General features: G+C 40.2%; 14 protein-coding genes and 1 tRNA gene. 9 read left to right on the top strand and 6 right to left on the bottom strand.

Annotated elements, in window-relative coordinates:
- Nucleotides 1–340 precede the first annotated feature (340 nt).
- Both H6G59_RS14650 and H6G59_RS14645 read left to right on the top strand, forming a co-directional pair.
- Complete coding sequence (locus H6G59_RS14650; protein ID WP_190715585.1) at nucleotides 341–1,528, top strand: DUF2252 domain-containing protein; 1,188 nt, start codon at nucleotides 341–343, stop codon at nucleotides 1,526–1,528.
- A 360-nt stretch (nucleotides 1,529–1,888) separates the two neighbouring features.
- On the top strand, nucleotides 1,889–2,131 hold the full coding sequence (locus H6G59_RS14645) for a hypothetical protein (protein WP_190715583.1): 243 nt from the start codon (nucleotides 1,889–1,891) through the stop codon (nucleotides 2,129–2,131).
- A gap of 38 nt (nucleotides 2,132–2,169) precedes the next feature.
- On the opposite strand, the gene H6G59_RS14640 is transcribed toward H6G59_RS14645, so the two are convergent.
- Nucleotides 2,170–4,869: a DUF3536 domain-containing protein gene (locus tag H6G59_RS14640; protein WP_190715581.1), complete on the bottom strand. Its 2,700-nt coding sequence runs from the start codon at nucleotides 4,867–4,869 to the stop codon at nucleotides 2,170–2,172.
- A gap of 710 nt (nucleotides 4,870–5,579) precedes the next feature.
- On the opposite strand from H6G59_RS14640, the gene cax reads away from it, so the two are divergent.
- Both cax and H6G59_RS14630 read left to right on the top strand, forming a co-directional pair.
- Nucleotides 5,580–6,668, top strand: a complete 1,089-nt coding sequence (gene cax / locus H6G59_RS14635; protein ID WP_190715579.1) for a calcium/proton exchanger — start codon at nucleotides 5,580–5,582, stop codon at nucleotides 6,666–6,668.
- A 688-nt stretch (nucleotides 6,669–7,356) separates the two neighbouring features.
- Nucleotides 7,357–7,914, top strand: coding sequence for a peptidoglycan-binding domain-containing protein (locus H6G59_RS14630; RefSeq protein WP_190715577.1), 558 nt, complete (start codon nucleotides 7,357–7,359; stop codon nucleotides 7,912–7,914).
- A 179-nt stretch (nucleotides 7,915–8,093) separates the two neighbouring features.
- Here H6G59_RS14630 and H6G59_RS14625 read toward each other — a convergent pair.
- Nucleotides 8,094–8,166: transfer RNA gene (locus H6G59_RS14625), tRNA-His, on the bottom strand.
- A 113-nt stretch (nucleotides 8,167–8,279) separates the two neighbouring features.
- Between H6G59_RS14625 and H6G59_RS14620 the strand changes: the two genes are divergently transcribed.
- Together H6G59_RS14620 and H6G59_RS14615 are read left to right on the top strand one after the other, a co-directional pair.
- Complete coding sequence (locus tag H6G59_RS14620) at nucleotides 8,280–8,660, top strand: DUF4359 domain-containing protein (RefSeq protein ID WP_190715570.1); 381 nt, start codon at nucleotides 8,280–8,282, stop codon at nucleotides 8,658–8,660.
- A gap of 270 nt (nucleotides 8,661–8,930) precedes the next feature.
- Nucleotides 8,931–10,454, top strand: a complete 1,524-nt coding sequence (locus tag H6G59_RS14615) for a protein kinase domain-containing protein (protein ID WP_190715568.1) — start codon at nucleotides 8,931–8,933, stop codon at nucleotides 10,452–10,454.
- A 54-nt stretch (nucleotides 10,455–10,508) separates the two neighbouring features.
- Here the strand turns inward: H6G59_RS14615 and H6G59_RS14610 are convergent, their stop codons facing one another.
- From H6G59_RS14610 to H6G59_RS14600, 3 genes are read right to left on the bottom strand one after another with little or no spacing between them, the layout of a single operon-like run.
- Nucleotides 10,509–10,949, bottom strand: coding sequence for a hypothetical protein (locus H6G59_RS14610; protein ID WP_190715566.1), 441 nt, complete (start codon nucleotides 10,947–10,949; stop codon nucleotides 10,509–10,511).
- Nucleotides 10,939–11,367: a DUF6010 family protein gene (locus tag H6G59_RS14605; protein WP_190715564.1), complete on the bottom strand. Its 429-nt coding sequence runs from the start codon at nucleotides 11,365–11,367 to the stop codon at nucleotides 10,939–10,941. The genes H6G59_RS14610 and H6G59_RS14605 overlap by 11 nt, the downstream gene beginning before the upstream one ends.
- Nucleotides 11,368–11,371: 4 nt before the next feature.
- Complete coding sequence (locus H6G59_RS14600; protein WP_190715562.1) at nucleotides 11,372–11,824, bottom strand: acyl-CoA thioesterase; 453 nt, start codon at nucleotides 11,822–11,824, stop codon at nucleotides 11,372–11,374.
- Nucleotides 11,825–11,900: 76 nt separating this feature from the next.
- On the opposite strand from H6G59_RS14600, the gene H6G59_RS14595 reads away from it, so the two are divergent.
- The 3 genes from H6G59_RS14595 (at nucleotide 11,901) to cobA (ending at nucleotide 14,078) form a co-directional block, all read left to right on the top strand.
- Nucleotides 11,901–12,512, top strand: a complete 612-nt coding sequence (locus H6G59_RS14595) for a TetR/AcrR family transcriptional regulator (protein ID WP_190715560.1) — start codon at nucleotides 11,901–11,903, stop codon at nucleotides 12,510–12,512.
- Nucleotides 12,513–12,601: 89 nt separating this feature from the next.
- Entirely contained in the window at nucleotides 12,602–13,333 is a 732-nt protein-coding gene (locus tag H6G59_RS14590; protein WP_190715558.1) for a sirohydrochlorin chelatase, read from the top strand.
- Nucleotides 13,326–14,078 (top strand): uroporphyrinogen-III C-methyltransferase, encoded by a 753-nt coding sequence (gene cobA / locus H6G59_RS14585; protein ID WP_190715556.1) that lies wholly within the window; start codon nucleotides 13,326–13,328, stop codon nucleotides 14,076–14,078. Before H6G59_RS14590 ends, cobA begins: the two co-directional genes overlap by 8 nt.
- An 11-nt stretch (nucleotides 14,079–14,089) precedes the next feature.
- Here cobA and H6G59_RS14580 read toward each other — a convergent pair whose 3' ends face one another.
- Entirely contained in the window at nucleotides 14,090–15,115 is a 1,026-nt protein-coding gene (locus H6G59_RS14580; protein ID WP_190715554.1) for a response regulator, read from the bottom strand.
- Nucleotides 15,116–16,277 lie beyond the last annotated feature (1,162 nt).

Raw genomic sequence — 16,277 nt, 5'->3', positions numbered from 1 at the left:
ATTTATCTGCGTTTATCTGTGGTTTGATTATTGTTTGTTTCGCGCCATGTTGGAATTGTATGTATTTAATATTCATTTTTGGCAATATTTTGTGTATAACCAAAAATAAAACTTCACACTTTTTAAGATTATAAAAGTGATATTTTAAATATAAATCTAGCAACATCTAAGAGGATGTTTTAAAAGCCAAAATATATAGTAGAAACCTCTCTCCAAACCTCTCCCCTACAAGAGGAGAGGCTTTGAAGCCCCCATTCCCTTGTAGGGAAGGGGGGAAGGGGGGTTAGGTTTTTGAGACTTAAATGTTACCCAAAATACTTTTCAAACAACATCTAAAGCTATGTCTAACAATATCACTGAAAGAATCTACAAATTCAACAATGGGCGCAACCCGGAATTTTTGAAATTAAAATACCAGAATATGCGTTCTGATGTCTTCACATTTTATCGTGGAACTTGTCATTTATTTTATGAAGATTTTCCTCAAGATTCATTACTCAATGCAGCCCCAGCAGTATGGATTTGTGGTGATTTACATTTAGAAAACTTTGGTAGCTATAAAGGACATAACCGATTAGTCTATTTCGATATGAATGATTTTGATGAAGCTGCTCTTGCTCCTTGCACGTGGGATGTAGTAAGATTAGTAACTAGTATAATAGTTGGTTGTCATGCTTTGGGAGTAAATGCGACAGAAGCATTGCATTTAAGTAATCATTATCTAGATGCTTACAGCGAAACTCTCTCTAAAGGACAGATAAGAAGTGTAGAGAAAGAAACTGCTAAGGGTTTAGTTAAGGATTTATCGGAAACCTTAAAATCCCGAAAACGTTCTGAATTTTTAGATCAGCGAACCAAAGTCAAAAAAGGTAAACGGCGCTTAATTATTGATAATCAACGTATTGTTGAAGCGACAGAAGAACAGCAAGAAAAGGTGAGAAAATTAATTACATCTTGGCACAAAGAAACCAAGCAAGATCAGGATTTTTATCAGATATTAGATGTGCAAATCAGGATAGCTGGGACTGGTAGTTTGGGTTTAGAACGCTATCTAATTTTGGTAGAGGGTGAAGGTTCTCCAGATCACAATTATTTGTTAGATTTTAAGGAAACAAAAACTAGTTCATTACAACCTTATCTAACATTACCTCAGCCACAATGGGAAAGTCCAGCCGCACGAGTTGTAGCTATTCAAAACCGAGTGCAAGGAACTCCACCTGCATTGTTAGAAGCGATTGTTGATGGTGATAAATCCTATGTTCTGAGGGAATTGCAACCAACACAAGATAAGGTGAATTTAAAGGGGTGGAATGGTAAACTTGGACGTTTAGAAAAGTTAATTCAAACTATGGCTGAGGTGACTGCTTGGAATCAATTACGTAGCGGTGGTAGACAAGGTTCTGCTATTGCTGATGATTTAATTAATTTTTCTCACTCTTCTCAATGGCGTGAATCTATTTTAGAATATGCACTTAACTACTCTGAACAAGTAGAAAAAGATTTTCGGGAATTTTGTCAAACATCATAAGTCGGGTTTGCTGATAGTATGGCATAAGCTATAAAATTTGTTCATGAGGATAGGGAATAGTGTTTTTATCATTATTTAAGAATGAAGCCATATAAAAAGAGAGTTTCAACCCTGTTAAGAGTTCCCTACTGTATGATTGATTTCGACGACATTTTAAACTTTAGGCTAAGAGGATGTTTGAAAAGTCTTTAGTTATGTATCAAAAACTTTTAGATCCCCCTAAATCCCCCTTTTTAAGGGGGACTTTAATTCAAGTTCCCCCCTTGTAAAGGGGGGTTAGGGGGGATCAATAAGTGCTTAAAGTCACAGCCAGAAACTTTTAAAACAACCTCTAAGATAGACTTTGAGTTTATCGTTTCTATGCCTAAAAAACTCAAGAATAAGTCCCGTGAATTCCCTAAAGCTGTCACTCTGACTCTTTACATCTTCGCTGTTATAGCTGTTTTAGTGGCAGCGTTTCCTTGGTTGTACGAGATAAAAACTAAAGCGGGGATTGATATCTCACCTAAATATCACGCTGGAACATTTTTTGAGAAACATACTAACGGATTGTTTCGGTGTGAGTGGTTATATCCCTATCATTGTGACCGTTCTAAAAGTTAAATCGGAGTAGAATGGTGGGCATTGCCCACCCAACAAATCTAGGCTAATTTTTTCTCAATCATGCTGACATCGACGGCTAATTTCTGCCCTAATTTCAGTAGTTGACGACAGTGATCTGTTTCTGCTTGATTGTTAAAGTTGCTGAGACACATGGGAATTATTTGACTATGCAAACAGCTAAAGTAGAGTTCTTGGGATTTTTCTAAGGAAATGCCAAGATTTAGCTGATGCCCTACATCTATCAACTTTTCTAGACGTTGGATATCTGTCCCAAATGTACCGTTATTATCGTGTAAGACTTGCCATAGCGATCGCACAATTAACTGTTCTATGATTTGCTTACCGTCAGGAGTATTCAGGTGACAACGCAGATGTTTAGCTTCAGTAGCGATCGCTTCTAATTCTCCAATATGATTCCAACTTGATTCTGCTTCGCCAATATCTTGTTCTAAAGACCTTAATGTCATCATACAGCGATAACCCAAAGCAATCTCCGCTGCCACTTGCAATTCTTGGGGAACTGCTAACTCATCTCGGTGAAATGCCATAATCACACCGTAATTTTCACGATATGCTTGGGTATATAGCTGGTCTAATCTTGTCAGTGTTTCTTGGCTTAATAGCCGCATAATTCTGTGTCGTTCTTCGGCAAATAAATTTTGCAAACTAAAAGCTTCATCCCCAAATAGCTGCGTCATTACTAAGATAGCGTGTGCTGCACTCGCTTGTTTTAGTGATGCCAATAGCTGATCTTTCAATTGGCCGTAGTCACGTCTGCCCGTGAATTGTTGAATACAACAATGAAAATCCCAGCCCCCCAAATGGAGAACAGCAAAGACTAAATTTTCACTCTCCCAAGTAATTTCTGACACCAGCTTCAAATGTCCTACCGCCATAGTCAACGATCCCATGCGTTGCATTTGGTAATCTAATTCATTAGCGGTATAACAATAAACACGCTTTTGGTGAGGATGGGGATGTTTATCTGGATCTCGTGGAGAAGATGTATTTTTGTGATTGTTAAATAGGGAAGTAATTGCATAATGAGCAGCAACTTGCTTAAAACCAATTTGGGCTGTTAGCACCAATTGACGATAAATTTCTCCACCATGCTTAAAGTGTTCCACATTGCTGGGGGCTAAACCCAAACGTTTGAGGAAGGCTTTTTCTAACTGCACACCTGCCACATCTCCCGCTAATTCTAAAGCACGAGCAGCATAACGGAGAATCTGTGTTCCTTCTGGGCGAGAAATTTCTTCAAAAAACCAACCGCAACTAGTAAACATCAGCAAAGCATGACGCTGCATTTCCAATAAACGCAAAGCATCTACTTGTTCTGCTGCTTGTAGTTTCCGGGTTTGATGACGAGAAAGAAAACGGCTAATATTGGCAGGAGAGCGATCGCGCAGCACTTCAATATATTCATCCCTCGCTAACCAGGGATCACGAAATAACTGCCCGCCATATTCTTCAAACACCTCAATTAACTGATCTCGTAGCCAATTTAAGGCATCTCGTAACGGCCGTCGCCATTTTTGATGCCATACCCCACCTTCCCCACCACATCCACAATCATCCTGCCATCTATCGACACCGTGGGCGCAACTCCAGGCGGTGATTGACTTTAATTCCACTTCCCAAGTCGGAGGATTTAAACTCAGATAATGAGCAAAGTTAGTTACCGTCCAACCATGACGGGGAAACTCGCCAACAAAAGCATAGGCTAAAGTTTTCTCAGTTCCCTTTTTATGATGTCCAAAGGTTTCCCCGTCTGTAGCTACAGAAATTAATTGGGACTGACGATGATCCCCGCGCACTGCTGCACCAACTCTACCTGCGAAGTGATGGGAATTATAAACCACATCACTAAAACCCATATCCCGTGAAATCGGACCATCGTAGAAGAAGATATCAATGTACGGTAAGCCTTCTGTCGCTTCTGAGGTAGTTGCTTTAGTTGTACTCAATGGAGAAGATGCAATGCTGAGGCTAGGCTTTAAATAACAACGATAGGGACGGGTGGGATCAATCTGACTACCACCGACTTCGCACCATTCATGGTGGGGATCATTTTCATTAGCCAGAGGACGACAACGTTGGGCTTGGGATGGTGCTAAGACAATAAAGCGAATTTTTTCGGCAACTAAAGCTTCTAAGGTGGCATAATCTACAGCCGTTTCCGCCAACCATATTCCTTCGGGATCACGTCCAAATCTAGATTTGAAGTCTTCTTTACCCCAGCGAATTTGAGTATGTTTATCTCGTTCATTGGCCAAAGGCATGATGATGTGATTATATACTTGCGCGATCGCATTGCCGTGACCATGCAGACGTTGACTACTCTTAACATCAGCCTCCAAAATCCGCTGATAAACTGACCTATCGTAGCGTTCTAACCACGACATCAGCGTTGGACCAATATTAAAGCTCATGTACTCATAATTATTGACGATCCCCACCAACTCGTTTCTGTCATTTAGCACTCTGGCAAAGGCGTTGGGGCGATAGCATTCCCTATGAATGCGTTCATTCCAATCATGGAAAGGGGTCGCACTCGGTTGGCGTTCAATTGCATCTAAATAAGGGTTTTCTCGTGGTGGCTGGTAAAAATGACCATGAACCGTTACATACACACCCTGGGATTTTTTCAGGGGATCATTATCAGCAATTTGTTGGGAATCTTGGTGTAATGTCGATGTTGAGCCAGAGCTAACTGGCAGTTCAGCAGCAGAAGTCATGATATTTTTATCCAAAAAAAATGGTAAGTAAATGTGGCGAAAATCTTGTTATGTATGCTTTTTACGGTGGTTTTTTCACAAAATCCGGTATGAACAACAGCTATGAAATCAGGCTAAATAGTTATTTTTGCCAAAATAGTTGAAATTTTCGGATAAATCTGCATTATCGCGCAGCCATTTCCCGCAGACAAATAGTCATCAACTATGGAATCAAGTCTCATAGCAGGAATTTTATCACTGGTAACCTGAATCAGCCAATAAAATTAATGGTATTTTAACCTATTAAAACTCATTTTTGCGATAAAACCCAGGCTTGAATCCATACTTTTGCAACAAAACATTGCAATAACTAATTAAATCGCAATCTTATTTTATGTATCGGCGATGCTCTCATCCACTGAGGTACAGCCAGAAAGAATTAACCGCAGCGAAAAGTTCCTCGTGAAAGCCGGGAAACCCTGCGTAGGAACGCCACTTTGCACAACTCTGGGAACCCCCGCAAGCAAGTGGCTCAACTTTTCAAGACAGATACACCTAGATAAATTTGTACCTCACCTGACTAGCAAACTCTATCAGCTGATTATGATCAAAATGGTAAAATTTGGGAATAGCTTCACCGACAGTTGAGAGTATTCTAGAGTCTGGTTACAGATTGCTGTTTCAATTCCTCACAGGCATTTGTAACTGATACTCAAAATTCGAGATGCCAAATGTCAGCTAAAAACATCCTTTTTCTCGGCTTATTAGTTTTTATCCCTATTTCCCTAACTGCTCACTTTCTAGAATGGGGAGACTTAATAGTTTTTATCACCGCTGGACTAGCAATTCTTCCCCTAGCTGCTTGGATGGGTACAGCTACAGAAGAAATTGCCGTGGTCGCCGGTCCTTCATTGGGGGGTTTGTTGAACGCCACCTTTGGCAACGCTACAGAACTGATTATTGCCTTAGTTGCCCTGAATGCGGGGCTAATCGATGTAGTTAAAGCCAGTGTCACGGGATCGATTATCAGTAACTTACTCCTAGTCATGGGTTTTTCCATGCTTTTGGGTGGACTGCGTTATAAAGAACAAACATTCCAATCAGTTGTAGCGCGGGTAAATGCTTCATCGATGAACTTGGCGGTAATTGCGATTCTATTACCAACGGCGATGAATTACACATCAGTGGGAATTAGTGAAATAACAGTGCAAAATCTTTCCCTTGCTGTTGCTGTGGTGTTAATTCTGGTTTACGCCTTAACCCTGCTATTTTCTATGAAAACCCACGCCTATTTATATGATGTAGGTGTAGCTGAGACAGAAGAAGAACAAGCAGAACCAGAAGTCGCCCATGAAAAACCAAATCTTTGGCTTTGGACTGCCATACTGCTAGTATGTACCCTGCTAGTAGCTTTAGAGTCAGAATTGCTAGTTGAGACTTTAGAAGTAGCCACGTCTAAGTTAGGTTTAACAGCATTATTTACAGGGGTAATTTTGCTTCCCATCGTCGGTAACGCTGCTGAACACGCTACAGCCGTGACAGTGGCGATGAAAAATAAAATGGATCTTTCCGTATCTGTAGCTGTAGGCTCAAGTATGCAGATTGCCCTATTTGTCGCCCCTGTTTTAGTGATTGCTGGGCGTTTCATGGGTCAGCCGATGGATTTGGATTTCAATCCCTTTGAATTAGTGGCAGTAGTCGTATCGGTGTTAATTGCCAATAGCATTAGTTCCGATGGTAAGTCTAATTGGTTGGAAGGAACTTTACTTTTAGCCACTTATACGGTTTTGGGTTTCGCCTTCTATTTCCATCCAGTTTAGGTTAGTGGTCGAGCGATCGCTACACCTGTACTCATTAATTGATTACCCAAAACTGAAATTACAGGGCATAATCCTACAGCGCTTCCTGCTGTTATGAGGTACGGGGTTTCATCGCCAAGCCTGTACGGGCGGGGAAACCCCGCCCTCGATTTATTGTTAGGTTTTATAATCGCTTGGTGTCCTAACCGCCCTGTCCGTTGCTATGGATGCAAAACTGCATTAGCTTTGCAGTCAGTCTTTTACCATCCTACATCTAAACTGGTATTATTTAGGCTTATCTTTCCTAAATCAAATATTATTCCTATAATGCGACTTTGTTAGTCAAAATAAATATAGATTTATAAAAATATTCATGTTATTTTCCCTGACAAAATAAATGTCTGAATGATGACTCAATCAAGCACTATTTATCCATTTAAAATCTATTAATGTAGAACACACAGGTATTTCAATGTAGCTAAGAAATTCTAGTGCTATAAAACCCAATACATATCTCATCCACGAAATACCAGCTTGTCATTATCAACTGAGACTCCATATTTCATAGGGTTTATGATTTAGATTTTTGTGATTTAAGGAACTTCTTACTGCGTAAATTATGCCTCTTTATCTAGAGTCATACTTTCACTCTCTTTGTTTGTCTACTCCTGGTTTATCCTTATAGGTGCAAGATATGAGATGAACTACAATGACTGAAATTGGCCTGCTGATGACAGGCGTGTTAAACACCACACAACCAACCTTACCTCCTTTGCCGCAGCAGCGACCATTTCATCTGGAAAATGGCGTTCACAAATCAGCAAATAGTCAGTTATCTCAGTTAGTTCCCACTCCTCAAATCACGCCACCTGAAGTCATCGAGACAAATGAAAGGGAGAAACCTAAAATCTCAACACTCGCACTCAAACGGGAAAAGATACTCAAGCAAATTAGACAAAAGCACCTATCCCTCGATTCCTTAAAGGTAGCTGAGTCCCAGGATATTTCCACAATAGGTAAGGATGGTGTAAAGTTATCACGATACCAAGCCTATAATCGGCAATCCATGCCGATTTTGTATTTTGGTAGTTCCGGTATGTCCGTGAGAATATTGCAACGGCTGTTAGTTTCCAACGGTTATGGTATCCGCATCGATGGAATTTTTGGACCCCTGACAGAGACAGCGATTAAAGCCTTTCAAAATCAACGCAATTTATTGGTAGATGGTGTAGTTGGTCAAAAAACTTGGTCGGAATTAACAATTTAATACTAGGACAGGTGTAGCACCTGTCCCGGTTAATTCGTAATTTGTAATTCATAATAATCCTGACCGCAGGCTACGCCGATGTAATTAAGTTTTGCAACAAAAATTTAGATCCTGCCACAAAATTTACTTCTTGAGCATCGCGGGGTCAATTAAAACAATGAGAATTATTAAAATAACAGGGCGAACGATGGGACTTGAACCCACGAATGGTGGTACCACAAACCACTGCCTTAACCACTTGGCTACGCTCGCCATTCACTATCTGAATATAGCACGAGCTTGGCAAAATGATCAATATTTTTCCAGAACTTTTTCAATTTACTTGTAGTCTTGACAATATAAAGACCACATCAGATTGAAACTATATGAAAGCCTGGACTATGATTGCATCTGTAGGAGCCGCAGGAATCGCCGTTTTGGGAGTGGCAATGGCGAATACAAATCCTGAACAGGCTGAATATGAAAAGTATGCAGTACAACGCTTGACGACTTACTTAAAAACCGATGTTTGCCAAAAAACGCCGAATTTCTTGCAAAATCTCATCCAATTGAATTGCAATAAATTGGTTGATTCGGCTAATCCCCAGATTCGAGACATTATTGCTGCGACTACAGCCAGACAGAATTATGTGATTTTTAGCTTGTATCGAACTGAAATAAAAATTGATAATTTATTACCTAACTACAAATTTGAGAGTGTAGGTGCATTTGATAACTTTTATACTTACAAAGCTGAACAACAATGATTGAAGAAGACACGGGGACGCTCTTACACCCCATGTCTAAAGCCAGGGGATTCCAGCAAGGAATGTCTTTTTTCTTCTCCACGACTGTAGTCGGGGGCTGGAAACCATTTGTGTCGAACGTCGGACACAGGCTTATTCTCGTCGCCGCGCGGATAAGCCTGTTTAAATTTTACATCTCTAATTCAGTAAACTTCTTTTTTGGGCAACAAAGGGGGCAATAGTTGGCAATACTTGTATATATAAAGATCCCTAGAAAAACTCCACCTTGTAATGAGTTTCTGTACTGCTTGTCTGTACCCGCAAAATCCAGATTCTGCTAAATTTTGTCTTAAATGTGGCCAGCCTTTATTGCTTAAAGAGCGTTATTACCCACTTTATCCTATTGGACAGGGTGGTTTTGGCAGAACTTTTTTGGCTGTGGATGAACACATCCCCTCTCGTCCTTTCTGTGTGATTAAACAACTTTGCTTTCCAGATGCTGATACATCCAGTTTTGGTAAAGCCGCAGAATTATTTCGTCAGGAAGCAGTCCGCTTGGATGAGTTGCGACATCCCCAAATTCCCCAGTTGCTGGCACATTTTGAACAAGAAAATCAGTTGTATTTGGTACAAGAATTAATTACCGGACAGACATTAGCGCAGGAATTACAACAACAGGGTGTATTTAGTGAAGCACATATCTGGCAATTGCTCCAAGATTTATTACCCGTACTGCAATTTATTCATTCTCGACAAGTGATTCACCGGGATATTAAGCCAGCAAATATCATGCGAAAACACACGCCGGAGAATTTAGGATCGATTGATATTTCAGTTCCTCAACAAATTTCTGAAACTGCAATATTTAATCAAGGCTCTACTATGACTGTTGGTAACATGGAATCTTTATTTCGTAAACCAAAGCGAGGTAAAGCAGTACCCAATAGTCAGATTCAGCCAGCAAATAGCATAGAATTATCTACCCCTGGGAATCTAGTTTTGATTGATTTTGGCGTTGCTAAACAAATCACCGCTACAGCTTTGGTAAATACTGGGACAACAGTAGGTAGTGCTGAATATATGGCTCCTGAACAAATGCGCGGTAAAGCCTTACCAGCGAGTGATCTCTATAGTTTGGGAGTGAGTTGTATTTACTTATTAACTGGCATTTCTCCCTTTGATTTATTTGATGTTACTAGCGATCGCTGGATATGGCGAGATTATTTACTTCCTGGAAATACTGTTACAGAAAACCTGAGTGCAATTCTCGATAAACTCCTGCAAAATGCCCTTCCCCAACGCTACCAATCTGCTACTGAAGTTCTAGCAGCAATTAATACAAAAGCACCAATTAAGCGATCGTTAGTTAATACCCTGTATTCAGCCGCAGGAGTTGATTACAAGCGGTTACGAAATTTACTCGCTACTAGGCAATGGCAGCAAGCAGATCAAGAAACTTGGACAGTGATGTGTCAGGCTTTATCCAAGCCTGCTGGTAGCTATTTATTTAATAGCGATTTGGAAAACTTACCCTGTGAAGATTTACAGATAATTGATCAATTATGGAAGAAATACAGCCAAGGGCATTTTGGTTTCACCGTGCAAACACAAATTTACCTAAGCTGTGGCAGCGACTATGGGCAGTTTTGCGCCACAGTTGGCTGGAATTTGACTAAATCTAACTCACCCACTCATAATTTCCTGCTTATTTGGTCAGTACCTAAAGGAAACTTACCCTCTCACTCGTGGGCTGGTGGAACTCAATTATGGCGACACATGAATGCTTTAACGACAAAGCTGTTAAGTAATTCGTAATTCGGGAACAGAGAACAGAGAACAGAGAACAGGAAAGTCTGCTTTTTTTAATTTTTAATTTTTAATTTTTAATTCCGAGAAAGCGGTACTAGGTTCTTGCAGCCACTGTTTGAGGATTAGTGCTGACCAGACAATAAATCCTAATATTGCTAAACCAGTTAACCCATCAGTCCAAATAAACAGATGCATCTTTGCTGTGAATTGCGACATCTTTCCATAAAGATAATGTCCTGGGCTTGCTAAACCTGTAAATGAGTAGACCAACAGACAGGCATAAGAGAGCCAATACTTTCGATATTTATACAACCAATACCCAGTAATTCCTATGGCTGTGAGAATGAGCCATGATTGATAAATTGAAGGAGCCGTAATCCAGGCTGGTTGTGGATATTGCTTAATAAATAGATAATTATCAGTGAAGTGAATACCTGTAGAAATGATGCTGGCAATTAGCAGAATTTTCAATAACCTTTGATGTTTAAGTTCAAGATTCATAATCAGGTTTTCTTAAATTGAATAGATTTAACTGCACACCAGCAATGTAACTTGCTACAAGTAAATCAAAGCTAATACAAGCAATTGGATACCAAGCTGGAGTAAATACTGCACCTTGATTAACTAGATGTAGCCCGATGTCCCAGAGTGGATGAGCCATCCAACCTAACATCAACCACCAGTTTGAATAACGCAGTCCTAATACGGCAAGTAGTCCATAAACTCCCACACCAGCAACTTCAATTACTATCCATAATTGGTTAGCACCGCCCCCAATCGCAAAGCCAATATAAATAATTGCAGCAACAACAAGCCCAATTGCAAGGATTTGTGATTCTTTTTTTGGCTGAATTCGAGTGAGGGTAATAAATGAAATTGCACCTACTAAACCAAACAATATCCAAAAAACAATGCTCATCGTTTTATAACGTACCAATCAGTAAATTAGCGCCTTGAGAATCCACCTTTGGATGTACATAAGGTATGAACAAAGAACGTTCCTCCGGGCGTAACCGCCTTGGGCGCATTGTTTCTTTATCCACAAACAATCCTTTTTGCCATCCCTCTGCGGCTAATATTTTCTGTTCGTTATAGAAACAAAACTGCATAATAGCAGAAGCATTTTTCAGTTCAGAAATCCACATTTCTGCTTGTACACGTTCGCCCAAATAGAGCGGTAATTTGTAGGTGATGTTGGTTTGAACCAAAACCGGAGCAAACCCTTGTTTCAAGATTTGCTGTGTTGGCATCTCAACGGCTTCCAGTAGTTTTGTTCGTCCAATTTCCATCCACTGAATATAAACAATGTTGTTAACATGACCGAGAAAATCAATGTGGAAAGAATACACCTCTAACTCAAAGGTAATTTTTTGCATTTTTAGTCTTTTAAGTCACCGATCAGTGATATAGTATCATAGTCACCAGTTGGTGACAAGTAAATGAGAATGATTTATGGCGCGAGACAAAGAAGAGACAAAAGCACGAATTCTATCTGCGGTTGGTAAACTTTTAGCAGAATCAGGTTTTAAGCAACTGGGGGTAAATGCGATCGCTCGTGAAGCTGGGGTTGATAAGGTTTTGATTTATCGATATTTTGAGAATCTCCCCTCGTTGCTACGCACCTTTGGCAAGGAAGGCAACTACTGGATTACGGTTGCAGAATTAATTGCAGATGAAACAGCCGTTAATGATAAATCACTGGCTGATTCGATGGTTTTATTGCTGACGCGCTTTCTGTATGATTTGCAAGAACGACCTATCACGCAAGAAATAGTGCGCTGGGAATTGCTGGAAGGTAATGAGTTAACCCATGAGTTGGCAACGGTGCGAGATCAGGTAGCGATTGAGAGTTTAGAATTTCTGAAGCAGAAGCATTCCTTCCCCCCAGATCAAGATATCCCTGCTATCAGTGCGGTTTTGATTGCGGGAATTGTTTATCTAGTTCTCCGAACCAAAGTCAACGACACATTTTTAGGAATTGATTTCAGTTCACCCAGCGGATGGCAACGGATTGAAAAAGCGATCGCATCTCTACTTGGGGCAATTGTGGAAAATGATGGGTAAATGTTGTGGGGAGCAACTTTCTTCACGGCTGCTCATTTAACCAGGTTAAAATTTACGTAATATTCAGTACTAAATTTGTACCTTTGCCTATGCCTTCTGCCTATCTTTTGGTATCTCACGGAAGTCGTGATCCACGACCAGATATTGCTATGCAGCAACTAGCCCAGCTTGTAAGTCAGAAGCTACCAAGTGGTGAAAATTTAGTAGGGACAGCGACATTAGAAGTAAATGAGCAACCTTTACACCAGCAGATTCAAGATTTTGCTGAAAGTGCTTTAGCCTATGGATACAACTACCTAAAGATTATTCCGTTATTTCTCTTGCCGGGAGTTCATGTGATGACAGATATTCCCGCAGAAATAGCAATGGCAGAAAAAGCACTTGGTCAAGATATGATCATTGACCTAAAACCATATTTAGGTAGTCATCCCGATTTAGAGAAATTGCTGATGCCGACAATGGCTAACATCAAAGTAGAGGCATCAATTCTGTTATCTCATGGTAGCCGTCGTTCTGGTTCCCAACAGCCTGTAGAAAATATGGCTGCGAGTTTGGGAGCAATAGCTGCTTATTGGTCTGTACTTCCGAATTTAGAATCAAGAGTGAAAGAGCTAGTCGCTCGTGGTTATAGACAAATTGCGATTCTGCCATACTTTTTATTTACTGGTGGCATAACCGATGCGATCGCGAAATCAGTAGAAGCGCTAAAATTACAATTTCCGGGGGTGAAATTTCAATTAGTGCCACCTCTAGGAGCAAGTGCAGAACTAGCTGATTTAATTTGCGATTTATCAACAGAAGAGGAAAAAGTTTTTGGGTAAGGTTTATTTAGTCGGTGCAGGCCCCGGTGATCCCGGACTCATGACTCTGAAAGGAAAAGGCTTGTTGCAATGTGCAGATGTCGTTATCTATGATGCTTTGGTAAGTCCCGCAATTCTGGAGATGATTAATCCCCAAGCAGAGCAAATTAACGCCGGTAAGCGGATGGGGAGACATTCACTGTTGCAGGAAGAAACCAGTCAACTGCTGATTGAAAAAGCTCAGGATCATGCCATTGTCGTGCGCTTGAAAGGTGGCGATCCTTTTATCTTTGGGCGCGGTGGGGAAGAAATGGCAGAATTGGTAGCAGCAGGAATTGCCGTGGAAGTTGTGCCAGGGATCACAGCCGGAATTGCGGCAGCAGCTTATGCTGGTATTCCCTTGACTCATCGTCTGTATAGTTCATCAGTGACATTTGTAACGGGTCACGAGTCGGCGGGTAAATATCGACCGGCAGTTAACTGGCAAGCGATCGCTCAAGGTTCAGAAACAATTGTGATTTATATGGGTATCCACAATCTACCTTATATCGTGGAGCAATTAACATTGGCTGGATTAAGCGTAGAGACGACGATTGCTTTGGTACGATGGGGTACTCGTCCAGAACAAGAAGAATTAATTGGTGAATTAGGGACAATAGTTGAGCAAGTAGAAGAGACTGGTTTTAGCGCCCCGGCGATCGCAGTCATTGGAGCGGTTGTGAAGATGCACAGCATTTTAGCTGGATGTCGTCCAGTGTCATCTTGACTGTGAGTATTTTAAACCATGTGCTGAAAGATGATTTTTAGTAAGTCACCTTGATTAACAGGTTTAGTCATGCAACCAGAAGCTCTGACCAGCTTGGCTTTGGCTCTATCCATCAAGCTGGGTTTTTCTGTCACCATAATCACGGGTGTATTTTTAAAAGATGCCTGTTTTCGTAATAAAGCACATACTTCATACCCATCTAAATTTGGCATTGTCACATCTAGCAAAATCATGTCTGGTTTGACGCGGAAAATTTCCATTAAAGCTTTTAAAGAATCGGTAACACCAATTACAGAAAATATTTGCTCGTCTAGAAAACCTCTAATGGCATTTAAAACCATCGGACTATCATCTACACAAAAAATTGTGTAATTTCTTTTGTTCGTAGGTCGTGAGTAATTTTGCTTATTTCTGTCAGCGGTGACTTGTCTATTACTAATTGGGGGTAATTGTACTTCTGTTGCGGTGCGTGTCTTAGACTGATTCTGCTGCCAAAACTGCTCCCGCGAAATTTTTACGCCAGCTTCACACTTTTCGACTAATAAGCGCAAGTTCAAATGACAAAATTTGGGTAGATCATCCAGAAAACTCTCAGGGATAAATTCATAACTCCCTTCTTCTATTTTCAGAAACGAATCTAGAAATTCTAGAGACAATTGCTCAATTAACATTGCGGCTTGTAAGGGACTCAGATATTTCTCGTTAACTAGCCAGCAAATAGCTAAGTAATCTGGATTCGGTATAGATTGATTTTCCACACCTCTTTCAAATATTGTCTGCAACTGCTCATTAATCTCTCTCGGCAGAGTAGAATCTTGTTGACTTAATCGCTGCAAGTTTCTATATAGCGGCTCAAACATTTGTTCTGAGTAGCAAGCATAAATGAGCTTACCCTCTTGTACATATAAAGACCAAGCCCCTGAAGTGCTAAATACTTGTAGACAACCAGTCACAGACTTACTGGTGATTTTTTTCAACAGAGATAGGGGTTGTAGCTTTTGGAAAAATCTGTATCTACTAATAGGAAGCGTTTTCATTAGCACGGCTCTAAGCTCAAATAAAATTTTCAACTACAATTTGTGAACCACCCGTTGGGGATTCACACCGGTCTAAAGTGGACGTACTGCCAGATCAAGATAACGGTTTATATTGGGGTGAGTATAGCAAGTCCTGATCCAGATCACACAATACCCAACACCCCACACCCCACACCAAACTTGCCAAGCCAAAAGTCTGAAATTGTTGCTAGAAAACAGTATTCCAAAAATCAGATTTCCTTTCTGTATTTTTGGCTAGACTGTACTTACTTTACAACTGCCGTAACTTACTCTCTGCTAGAGGTAGCATCTACAGCAGGTGACAGGTGACAATTTGAAAAGTCTTTTGGTGTCTAGGTTTTATAATCAGTTGGTGTCCTAACCGCCCTGTCTGTTGCTATATAAGAGAACTTAGAGACTCTTATCTCCCTTTCTACCCGAAGAATACCGATTAAATGTAGATGCGGAGCAGCTTCCCGCAGGATACGGCCAAAACCCATGCAGAGTGGCTTCTCGCAGGGAAGAAATTAACAAGTAATAGGCAATAGGAAACGGAGATAAATAGATGTGTTGGTCGTTTTTTCCAAAAATCAAATAGGACTCCTTTATCAGTAAAAGAGAACAATCAAGTCTTTACGGTTCTAGGACTTTGGTTTAGTCTTTTGTGGCAGTTGACTCTCCTCTGCATAGTAAACACCTAAAAAACAGCCATTTTTAGTTAAATGGTAGACGCTCAGTTATTACTTACTAAATTTCAGGTTACTCTAGATTTATCAGAGAAATAAAAAAGTATTTTAAACCTATTATGAAAAATTGAAGTTAATAGAAAAAATCAAAATTTTGGGCAACTCTATTTTAACCGTAATTTCTTCTGAGAGAAAATTTTACGTAGTTTTAAAAAAGAGTAATTAAATGACACAAGATCAAGAAGAAAGTACCTCAATTATCTATTTTTCCCGCACTATGTAGCAATAGGTTTTTGTTAAGCATAAGTTTTTGGTCAAAGTAATTCTTTAAAACTAACTACAGAGGAGCCAGTGCTTTGGACGGGTTCCCCGAATTGTAGTAACTGGCGCAACACAGAGAGAATAAACAAATGCTTAACGTAACTGCGTGGGAATATATAGGAATTATATTTTTTGGTAAAAAACGACCTACTCAT

This window comes from Anabaena lutea FACHB-196 (genome assembly GCF_014698305.1).
Classification (GTDB): Bacteria; Cyanobacteriota; Cyanobacteriia; order Cyanobacteriales; family Nostocaceae; genus Anabaena; species Anabaena lutea.
Note: the sequence above shows the minus strand (reverse complement) of the source record. Positions and strands in the feature narration are given on the sequence as shown.

What these genes read in the sequence shown, in the direction of transcription:
- H6G59_RS14580 (WP_190715554.1), bottom strand. Translation starts at nt 15,115, where the DNA reads ATGAAAACGCTTCCTATTAGTAGATACAGATTTTTCCAAAAGCTACAA.
- H6G59_RS14640 (WP_190715581.1), bottom strand. Translation starts at nt 4,869, where the DNA reads ATGACTTCTGCTGCTGAACTGCCAGTTAGCTCTGGCTCAACATCGACA.
- H6G59_RS14630 (WP_190715577.1), top strand. Translation starts at nt 7,357, where the DNA reads ATGACTGAAATTGGCCTGCTGATGACAGGCGTGTTAAACACCACACAA.
- H6G59_RS14590 (WP_190715558.1), top strand. Translation starts at nt 12,602, where the DNA reads ATGCCTTCTGCCTATCTTTTGGTATCTCACGGAAGTCGTGATCCACGA.
- H6G59_RS14620 (WP_190715570.1), top strand. Translation starts at nt 8,280, where the DNA reads ATGAAAGCCTGGACTATGATTGCATCTGTAGGAGCCGCAGGAATCGCC.
- H6G59_RS14595 (WP_190715560.1), top strand. Translation starts at nt 11,901, where the DNA reads ATGGCGCGAGACAAAGAAGAGACAAAAGCACGAATTCTATCTGCGGTT.
- H6G59_RS14615 (WP_190715568.1), top strand. Translation starts at nt 8,931, where the DNA reads ATGAGTTTCTGTACTGCTTGTCTGTACCCGCAAAATCCAGATTCTGCT.
- H6G59_RS14610 (WP_190715566.1), bottom strand. Translation starts at nt 10,949, where the DNA reads ATGAATCTTGAACTTAAACATCAAAGGTTATTGAAAATTCTGCTAATT.
- H6G59_RS14650 (WP_190715585.1), top strand. Translation starts at nt 341, where the DNA reads ATGTCTAACAATATCACTGAAAGAATCTACAAATTCAACAATGGGCGC.
- cax (WP_190715579.1), top strand. Translation starts at nt 5,580, where the DNA reads ATGTCAGCTAAAAACATCCTTTTTCTCGGCTTATTAGTTTTTATCCCT.
- H6G59_RS14600 (WP_190715562.1), bottom strand. Translation starts at nt 11,824, where the DNA reads ATGCAAAAAATTACCTTTGAGTTAGAGGTGTATTCTTTCCACATTGAT.
- H6G59_RS14645 (WP_190715583.1), top strand. Translation starts at nt 1,889, where the DNA reads ATGCCTAAAAAACTCAAGAATAAGTCCCGTGAATTCCCTAAAGCTGTC.
- H6G59_RS14605 (WP_190715564.1), bottom strand. Translation starts at nt 11,367, where the DNA reads ATGAGCATTGTTTTTTGGATATTGTTTGGTTTAGTAGGTGCAATTTCA.